Origin of the sequence: Protofrankia sp. Cas3 (assembly GCF_963555955.1) — a bacterium.
In the GTDB taxonomy this organism is placed as follows: Bacteria; Actinomycetota; Actinomycetes; order Frankiales; family Frankiaceae; genus Protofrankia.
Genome location: NZ_CAUVXP010000190.1, coordinates 1 through 9343 on the forward strand (window position 1 = coordinate 1; position 9343 = coordinate 9343).

Here is a 9343-nt window from a genome sequence, read left to right on the forward strand (position 1 = left end):
CGTCGGCGAGCGGACGGGGCGTACCGCCCAGCGCTTCCGCTTGCGGGCACCACTGCACGCCTCATCTTCATCAAGACGATCCCTCCGCAGCTGACTTCGATTGGCGTGCGGCAGGCCAGCAGGAAGGATGTTCGACGTCGATGCAACACAGATCGTGGAAGGACATGTGGTGACAGCTACCGAGCCGGTGGTCCGTATTACCGCTGGGGCCGTGCGCGGCAGGCTCGAGTCGGACCTCATCGTCTTCAAAGGCATCCCGTTCGCCGAACCACCGGCGCGATTCGCCGCACCGCAGCGGGTGACGGCGTGGGCCGGGACGCTAAACGCGTTGTCCTACGGCCCACCGCCCCCGCAATCCGGCATCTTCGGCACGGACGCAAGCGCCGGGCCGACCGAGGGCTGGCTGACCGTCAACGTGTGGACACCCGATCTGGCCGCGAACCTGCCGGTGATGGTATGGATCCAGGGCGGCGGCTACCTATTCGGCACATCCGGACTGCCCGAGTACGACGGCGGTCGGCTGGCGCGCGACGGCAGCGTCGTCGTCACGTTCAACTACCGCGTGGGGATCGAGGGATTCGCCCAGATCGACGGGACACCGGCAAACCGAGGTCTGCTCGATCAAGTAGCCGCGCTGGAATGGGTTCGCGACAACATCAACACATTCGGCGGTGACCGCGACCGGGTCACTGTATTCGGCCAGTCCGCGGGCGGCGGCTGCGTGGCCGCGCTCCTGGCCACGCCACGGGCCAACGGCCTGTTCCGTCGCGCGATCGTGCAGAGCATGCCGGGCACGTTTTTCACACCTGAGCTGGCCGCCGACATCACCCGCGTCCTCGCGGCCGACCTCGGTCTGAAACCCGATGAACTAGCCACGATCGCACCCGGCGATTTGCCAGCCGTCGCGGATGCGTTCATGGCAAAGATCGACCAGTACGCCGACCGTTGGGGCCTCACCGCGCATCGTCGGATCCCACTAGGCCCCATCGTCGATGGCTCCACGCTGCCAACTGACCCCTGGCAGGCGCTGGCGGAAGGTGTTGCTCGCGACGTCGACCTCATTGCGGGGCACATGCGTCACGAGCAGCGCCTGCTGTCCCTGATCGACGGCCTACTCGGTCAGATCACCGAGGAGCAAGCGGCAACCGCGCTGAGCCTATTCGCGCCCGGGCCAGACGGTGTCGCCCGGTACCGCGCGGCCAGCGACAGCCCCGATGAGCTCTACGACTGGGTCCACTCCGACTGGCTGTTCCGGATGCCGTCGCTACACCTCGCCGAGGCCCACACCGGCCGCACCTACATGTATGAGGTCACCTGGACAGCGCCGGGCATGGGCGGCACCCTCGGCGCCTGCCACGGACTCGACGTGCCACTCGTATTCGGCAACCTGACCAGCGGCCAGCCCGCCATGCTGCTCGGCGACGACCTCACCGACGCCGAGAACCTTTCCGCGCAGATGAGAAACGCCTGGACAACCTTCGCCGCCGTCGGAAACCCCGGCTGGCCCGAGTACGACCAGCAAGAACGACTGACCCGAGTATTCGACACCGAACCGACCGTCGTCCCCTACCCGGAGGAGACGTCACGCAGAATCTGGCAGAACACCACCTTCACCCCACTGCCACTGAAAACCCCAATGTGAGAAGGCACCATCCGTGCATGCCGCGGACAAAATGCGTGTTCTGCATCAGCGCATGGAGATCGAGATCATGGCCGAATACAGCGCGAAGATCATGATGTCGCGATCCGACGTTGGGCGAAAGTTGTCACACCGCGCGGCAGTGATGCACGCTCGTCGTTCGGGCCGTACTCCGTCACGCGGAAACGGTGGATGGGCTCGCCGCAACGCGGACCGATCCCTGTAGCGTGCCAAAACTCGATTCGGGGCTGTGGCCTGGGGTTTCGCGCCTCGGTCAGGCGGCGCGGTGGTACTCGTTGATCACGCCTCCGAGGATCTTGCGGCGGCGGATTGGGCCTGCGAGTGGCGTGACGGTGGCCGGGTCGTGGTTCGGTGGTCGCTGGTCTCGTCCCTGGTGGGGGCGGTGGTCGTTGAAGTGGCGGGCGTATGCGTCGAGCACAGCGGTGGCGTGGCGGTCGCCGTAGAGCAGGATCTTGTCCGTACACTCCTGGCGGACAGAGCGGATGAACCGTTCCGCGTAGCAGTTCGCCTGCGGCATCCGCGGCGGCGTGCGCACGACCTGGATGCCTTCGGACGCGAAGACGTCGTCGAACGCTTGCGTGTATTTCGTGTCGCGGTCGCGGATCAGATACCCGCACGTAGCCAGCTGTCCGTCCAGGTCCATGGCCAGGTGGCGTGCTTGATGGGTGACCCAGGCGCCGGTCGGGTGGGCGGTGACTCCGAGGATGTGGACGCGACGCGTCTGGATCTCGATCACGAACAGCACGTACAGCCTGCGCAGGGCGATCGTGTCGAGGTGGAAGAAGTCGGTGGCGAGCAGGCCGCTGGCCTGGGCGTGTAGGAAGGTGCGCCAGGTGGTGTCGGCATGGCGGCGTGGCGCCGGGCCGAGACCCGCACGGCCGAGGATCCGCCGTACGGTGCCTGCACCGATCTGATGGCCCAGGCCGAGGAGTTCGCCTTGGATGCGGCGGTGGCCCCAGGTCGGGTTGTCCCGGGCGAGGCGGATCACCAACGTCCGCAGCTCCTCATCCACCGGCGGGCGACCGGACCTCGCGGGGCAGGAGCCGGGCCAGCGCGGCCAGGATCGCGCGGTCTGGCCAGGTGAACCGGGGCTGTCCGACCTGGCGGCGTAGCACCGCGACCTCGTGGCGCAACACGAGTAGCTCCGTCGTCGTCGCCGCGTCGCTGCGAGCCAGCAGGACGAGCCAGCCGAACACCCGGATCATGACCAGATACATCAGCCGCACCACCATAGACCACGATCATCCACCATCACGGCCGACGGCGAAACCGCAGGTCAACGGCCCAAAACGACTTCTGGCACGGTACAGGCCACGGTGGCCCGCACCCACGACCAGAAGCTGGCCAACGGGCCCTGGTAGCGGGGGTTCACCGGTCTCGGCCACCAGGGCCGGAGTCGCGGCCCGGGTCTGGATCCTCGATCGACACCTCACGGTTGACCAGGCGGCCAAGGGTCAGGCCTCGTCCAGCTCCGCCAGGATCTCGGCGTTGTGTTCGCCCAACCTCGGGGCCCCGCGCTGAACGCGGTAGTCGATCCCGGCGATCAGCGCCGGGAACCCGATATTCGTGTACGCCCCCGCCACCGGGTGCGTGGTCTCGACGAGCAACCCCCGCGCCTGTACGTGCGGATCGGTGAGCAGGTCGGTCGCGTCGCCGTAGGCGGGTCCCAGCGCGATGTCGTGCTCGACCGCGATGGCGACCCACTCCGCCAGCGGGCGGGACCGGAAGATCTCGGCCAACGAACGGCGCAGATCGTCCTGGCCGCCGGCGAAGTCGACCGGCTGGCCGTTGCCGCCACCGATCAGGTCGTCGCGCCCGATCGCCCGGCAGAAGTTGCGCCAGAACTTCGGCTCGATCGCGCAGAACAGCAGCACCTTGCCGTCGGCGCACGCGTAGAACTGGTACTTCGCGCTGGCCCCGGTCTCGTCGCTGGCCGGCAGCGAGCGGCGGTCGGTGATCCGATCGTTGTTCAGGCCGTACGTCGCGCCGACCCACGAGTTGGCGACGACCGCGTCCGAGGCGGCCACGTCGAGGTACGCGCCCTCACCGGTCCGGCCGTGCCGCACGAGGGCCGCGGCGATGGCGTAGGCGGCGTAGATCGCGCCGGTCGCCGTGCCGTCGTCGCCGCTGATCCCGCCCATGAACGGCACCGCGGTCGAGGGGCGCACGAAGCCGTCTTCGCCGAGCTCGTGCGGATAACCGCCGGCCAGCGCGTTCATCATCTGCCCGTGGGTGGGGATCGAGGCGTACGGCCCGCGGGCCCCGAAGCCGGAGTACTGGCAGTAGACGATCCCGGGCCGGCGGGCCTGCTGCTGGGCGTAGCCGATGCCGAGCCGGTCGAGGGCGTCGCCGGCGTTGCCGTCGACGAACACGTCGGCGGTGTCGAGCAGCCGCCAGAAGGTCTCGAGGCCGTCCTGGGCGCGGAGGTCCAACACGACGCTGCGCTTGTGCTTGTTGACCTCGAGGTGGGCCGGGCTGTGGTGCGGCACGACCTGGCCGAGGAAGTCGCGCAGGTAGTCGCCGACCGGCGGAGCCTCGACCTTGATGACGTCGGCCCCGAGGTCGCCGAGCAGACAGCCCAACCGGTCGCCGTTGAAGAGCATCGCGGACTCCAGCACTCGCACGCCGTCGAGCAGCCCTGGTTGGCTCATCTAACGCATCCCCCTGCTGTGTCCGGCCGTCGAGGGCATCGTGCCGATGACCTCGGCGGCCTCGAGCGCGGCGTACTCCTGGTCGGTGACCCCAAGCAGGCCTTTCAGGATGTCGGCGTTGTCCTGGCCCAGCAACGGGGCTGAAGTCCGGTTGTAGACCGGCGGGCCGCTGGCGAGCCGGGCCGGATAGCCCTGCAGCAGCTGCCCACCGGTCACCGGGTGCAGCACGGTCTCGAAGAAGCCACGCTCCCGGATCGGGGTCAGCCCCGGCGACTCGTCCTGGCGCGCGACGACCGCCGCGGGGACCCCGGCCGCGACGAGCCGGTCGACCAGCTCGGTGCTGGCCTGCGTCGCCGCCCAGGCCGCGAGCCGCTCGTCGATCTGGTCGTGCGCGGCGTGCCGACCGGCGGCCGAGGAGAGCTCAGGCGCCTGGCTCCACTCGGGCCGGCCCAGCAGCTCGGTGAGGGCGCGCCACTGCTCGTCCGAGGCCACCGAGATCAGCACCCAGCGGTCGAGCTCGCCGGTCGGGAGCGGGTCGGCGGTGCGGTAGGCGCCCTGCGGCGCCGCGTGCGGGCTGCGGTTGCCCTGGCGGGTGAGGAGGGTGCCGTACGCCGAGTGCTCGATCACCTGCTCGGCCGCCACGTTGAGCGCGCCGAAGATCATCGGACTCTCGAGCAGCATCCCCTCGCCCGTACGACGGCGATGCTCGAGCGCGAGCAGCAGCGCGAAGGTGCTGTGGCCGCCGGCGAGCGGGTCCATCGGGCCGTTCGGGATCTCCGGCGGCGCGCCCGGCCAGCCGGTCAGCCAGGCGAGGCCGGACGCCATCTCCATCGTCTGGGCGTAGCCGCCGCGGTCGCGCCAGGGCCCGGACAGTCCGTACGCCGGGCAGCGCAGGAAGATGACGTCGTCGCGGACCTCGCGCAGGGCGTCGTACGTCAGTCCCCAGTTGTCCATGACGCGCGGCGAGTAGTTCTCGATGACGACGTCGCAGTGCGCGACCAGCCGGCGGGCCAGGTCGCGGCCGGTCTCGGAGCCGAGGTCGAGTGTCAGGTCGCGCTTGTTGGTGTTGGGGCCGATGTAAAGCGGGGCCCACTCCCACCAGTCGGGGTCGCCGAGCGGCTTGAGGCTCTTGAAGCGCAACGCGTCGGGCCGCTGGACCGACTCGACGTGGATGACGTCGGCGCCGAACATCGCGCAGACGTTACCGATGATCGGCCCGGCCCAGTTCATCGTGAAGTCGGCGATCCGCAGGCCGGCGAACGGCAACGCGTCCTCCCCTGGGGTGACCCCGGCTACCGTCGGGTTCCGGACGGGCTCGGCGCGCAGCCGCTCGGTGTCGCGTCCCGGCGCCGGCGCGGGCGCGAACGGCCGCCGCTGCGCGCCGCCGCCGAGCGTGTACGACACGTCCGGCTGGACGAACCCGCCGGGGTTGGTCGTGTAGGCGTGCCGCGCCACGAAGTGGTCGATCTCGGGGAGGGTGTCGCCCCGCCCGACCTCGGCGGCCGGCACGCGCAGGGCGTCCGCCAGGTCGAGGATCTCGGCGGTGGTTTTCGTCGCCGCCCACTCGTCGATCACGCCGTTGAGCTCGGCCGCCCGCTTGCTGCGCTCTTCGAACTGGATGAGCGATTCGTCCGCCATCCACTCCGGCTGCTCGGCCAGGACGCAGAAGTCGAGCCACTGCTGGCCGGTGACCGTCATGAAGCCGACGTAACCGTCCTTGGTGCGGTGGATCGAGGGCAGGTTGCGCGCCCGGTTGCTGCGCATCGGCCCGCCGGCGATCGACGCGAAGGTCACCGGATACATGCAGAAGGTCAGGACCGCGGCCTCCAACTTGGAGACGTCGACCAGGTCCCCCGTCCCGCTCGTGAGTGACTTCCAGCGCGCCACCAGCCCGCCGATCCCGGCGAGCAGCCCGGCCGCCCACTCGGTGAGGTCGCCGCCCTCGATGACCGGCGGGTGGGCCGGGTTGCCGCGGGTCATCGGCGCGCCGGCGATGGCCTGGAAGACCGCGTCGGTCGCCGGCCGGTCCGCCCAGGACGAGCCGAGCCCCCAGGAGCTGATGGCGACGACGACCGCGTGCGGATAACGCGCGCGCAGGGCGACCGGGTCGGCGTCGGCGTCGGCGAAGACCAGGTCGGCGCCGCTGAGCAAGGCGTGGCCCAGCGGGTTATCGGGCGCCTGGGCGATCGCGCCGACGTCGAGGACCACCGACGACTTCGACGCGGCGAGGAACTGGAAGAGCGCGCCGTCGGCGCCCGCCGGGACGGGCTTGTCGCCGACCCGCCAGCCGCGCAGCCAGTCACCGGCCGGCAGCTCGACCTTGACCACGTCCGCGCCACCGTCGGCGAGCAGCTTGGTGGCGTACGCCCCGGAGATTCCCGAGGTGAGGTCGACGACCCGGACGCCCTCGAGCGGAGCGCTCACGCGCCGGCTCCGTTCCCGATCGGCACGGTCAGCGGGAAATGGAAGAGCCGCTCGGCGTTGCTGTGCGTGATCGCGTCGACCTCGTGCCGCGGGACGTCGGCGAACAGCGACTTGCAGATCGCCTGGGTCCGCGGCCAGGTGGTGTCGGCGTGCGGGTAGTCGGTCTCGAACAGGATCCGGTCGTAGCCGTAGACCTCCCTGGTCGTCAGCCCCCAGGGCTCCTCGATCATGCAGAACCACATGTTGCGCTTGGCGACCTCGGACGGCGTCGCGCCCTCAAGGTGGCTCCAGTAGCCGTGCTTCTCCCACTGCGCGTCGGCCCGCTCGAGCGCCGCCGGGAGCCAGCCGATGCCGCCCTCGCTCCAGACGAACTTGATGTCCGGGAATGTGCGCGGAGCCGGCGAGCACATCAGGTTGAGTGAGTAGCGCGCCGTCTGCGAGAACGACGACGCGATCTCGACGATCGGGATCTGGTCACCCAGCAGCGTGGAGCTGCCTGCCGAGCCGACGTGCATGCAGATCGGGAGGTCGGCCTCCTGACAGACCGCGAGCAGCGGGTCCCAGGCCTCGGTGTGCCACCCGGGCATCCCGAGCTGCGACGGGTCCTCGACGAAGCACAGCGCCTTGGCGCCCTTGGCCAGCGTGCGCTCGACCTCCTTGGCCGCCAGCTCGACGTCCCACAGCGGCGCGATCGTCATCGGCACGAACAGCTCGGGCGCGGCGGCGCACCACTCGTCGAGGATGAAGTCGTTCCAGGCCTGGACGCAGGCCAGCGCCAGGTCCTTGTCCTCGAAGGTGACGAACTTGCGGCCGCCGAAGCCCGGCAGGGTCGGGAAGTTGACGCTGGCGAAGATGCCGTCGGCCCGCAGGTCCTTCGCTCGCTGTGTGGGGTCGTAGCAGCCCGGGATCATGTCCGCGAAGCGAGCCGGCTCCATACCCCACTCCTCGCGGGGCTTCCCGGCCACCGCGTTGAGGCCCATCGTGACCTGGCGCGTGCCCTCGTAGACCCACCACTCCCGGCCGTCCGCCTCCACGACGTGCGGCGCGGCCTCGCGATACTTGGCCGGTACCCGGGAGGACCAGACGTCGGCCGGCTCGATGATGTGGTCGTCGACGCTGAACACGTGGTACATGGCGCGACTCCTCGCGGATCGGACGTGAACCAATCGGCAGTGACCTGGGTTACACCGTAAGGTAACCACCTTACGGGCCGACGGCAAGACCGGGAGCTGGCAATGACCACCGTGCGTCGAGGCTCGCCGCAGACGCGGGAACGACTGCTCGACACCGCGATCGAGCTGCTGGCCGAGCACGGGCTCGACGGGGTGTCCCTGGGCCGGATCGGGGTGGCCGCCGGCCAGAACAACAAGGACGTGATCGGCTACTACTTCGGCTCGCGCGACGACCTGCTCACCGCGATCGGCGAGCACATCGACCACACCCACCCGCGCCTGCACACGAGCAACACCGCGCTGCTCACCGTCCCGATCGATCCCGAGTCCGCTGCCCGGATCATGGTCGGCACGTTGAGCCCGCTGCTCGAGGAATCGCCGACGACGCTGCGATTCCTGGCGCGCGTCCTGGCCGACCCGCAGCGGAACCGCCAGCTCGCCGAGGGCGGCCTCGGTGGCAACTTCCGGGTGGTGAGCGCCGCGCTCGAAGCCCGGCTCGGGCCGCACGCCACGCTCGCCTACGTCTTCGCGTTCACGCTCACGATCCACGCCCTGGCCGACTACTCCCGCGAGCACGCGCCGGGCGAGGACCCGCCCGGCCGGCAGCTCTACGTCGAGGAGCTCACGCAGACGGTCACCGTCATCCTGGCCCGGATCGAGCCGGCTACGTCACCAGCGCCGGGCCGGTGACCGCCATCGCGCTGAACCGCCCCACCAGCCGGGCCAGGTCCGCGGCGTCAGCCGGATGCCTGCGTCCTCGCCGCCCTCGGCGACGCCCCGGCTGCGCGCTCAGCCCTGCGGGTCGGCTGGAGCCTGCGCGTCGACCGGGGCGGCTGGGTCGGCCGGCGCGGCGACGACGGCGGCCGACGTGACGGCCGGGTCGGGGTCGGCCGGGTCGGGGTCAGCCGGGTCGGGGTCAGCCGGGTCGGGGTCGGCCGGGGAGCCTCCTCCCCGTCGGCGTCGGTGGTCTGCGCGCCCCCGGACCGGATCCGGGCGACGACGTCCGTGTGGCGCGGGTCGGCGAACCAGTCGACGACCGCCCGTGCGATGGTCGGGCCGACACCCTCCACGCCGGCGAGCGTCTCCACCGGCGCCGCCGCGATCGCCTCGACCTGGCCGTCGAGGTGCTTCGCCAGCTCGGACACCTGCGACTTCGAGATATGAGCGACCCCGAGCTGCTCGACGAGCTTGTCGACCCTACGAGTGGATACTCCCAACAGATAGGACGTGGCCACGACCGAGATCAGTGCCTGTTCCGCCCGCCGGCGCCGTGCCAACAGCCATTCCGGGAAGTATGATCCGGACCTCAGTTTCGGGATCGCCAGGTCGACCGTTCCCGCTCTGGTGTCCCATTCCCGCATCCGGTACCCATTCCGGCGATTCACTCTATCCGCGGATACCTCCCCGTATTCCGCGCCGCAGATCCCGTCCGCCTC

At 70.1% G+C, this 9343-nt stretch carries 6 protein-coding genes and 1 pseudogene; 2 read left to right on the forward strand and 5 right to left on the reverse strand.

What is annotated here, in order from left to right; all coding sequences use genetic code 11:
• Positions 1-169: 169 nt before the first annotated feature.
• On the forward strand, positions 170-1642 hold the full coding sequence (locus U9983_RS24195; protein WP_322756221.1) for a carboxylesterase/lipase family protein: 1473 nt from the start codon (positions 170-172) through the stop codon (positions 1640-1642).
• Between the two features lie 271 nt (positions 1643-1913).
• Here U9983_RS24195 and U9983_RS24200 read toward each other — a convergent pair.
• The 4 genes and pseudogenes from U9983_RS24200 to U9983_RS24215 all read right to left on the reverse strand — a co-directional run bounded on the left by U9983_RS24200 (position 1914) and on the right by U9983_RS24215 (position 7868).
• A pseudogene (locus U9983_RS24200) lies at positions 1914-2892 on the reverse strand (integrase core domain-containing protein).
• Between the two features lie 222 nt (positions 2893-3114).
• On the reverse strand, positions 3115-4311 hold the full coding sequence (locus U9983_RS24205) for a CaiB/BaiF CoA transferase family protein (RefSeq protein WP_322756222.1): 1197 nt from the start codon (positions 4309-4311) through the stop codon (positions 3115-3117).
• Complete coding sequence (locus U9983_RS24210) at positions 4312-6735, reverse strand: CoA transferase (RefSeq protein WP_322756223.1); 2424 nt, start codon at positions 6733-6735, stop codon at positions 4312-4314.
• On the reverse strand, positions 6732-7868 hold the full coding sequence (locus U9983_RS24215; RefSeq protein ID WP_322756224.1) for an amidohydrolase family protein: 1137 nt from the start codon (positions 7866-7868) through the stop codon (positions 6732-6734). The genes U9983_RS24210 and U9983_RS24215 overlap by 4 nt, the downstream gene beginning before the upstream one ends.
• Before the next feature lie 102 nt (positions 7869-7970).
• On the opposite strand from U9983_RS24215, the gene U9983_RS24220 reads away from it, so the two are divergent.
• Complete coding sequence (locus U9983_RS24220) at positions 7971-8597, forward strand: TetR/AcrR family transcriptional regulator (RefSeq protein ID WP_322750763.1); 627 nt, start codon at positions 7971-7973, stop codon at positions 8595-8597.
• A gap of 47 nt (positions 8598-8644) precedes the next feature.
• On the opposite strand, the gene U9983_RS24225 is transcribed toward U9983_RS24220, so the two are convergent.
• Positions 8645-9343: transposase (locus tag U9983_RS24225; protein ID WP_322756225.1), on the reverse strand; the 699-nt coding region annotated here is incomplete at its 5' end.

Bases quoted from the DNA above. Each gene is read 5' to 3' on its own strand.
- U9983_RS24205 (WP_322756222.1), bottom strand. From the start codon at position 4,311: ATGAGCCAACCAGGGCTGCTCGACGGCGTGCGAGTGCTGGAGTCCGCG.
- U9983_RS24220 (WP_322750763.1), top strand. From the start codon at position 7,971: ATGACCACCGTGCGTCGAGGCTCGCCGCAGACGCGGGAACGACTGCTC.
- U9983_RS24215 (WP_322756224.1), bottom strand. From the start codon at position 7,868: ATGTACCACGTGTTCAGCGTCGACGACCACATCATCGAGCCGGCCGAC.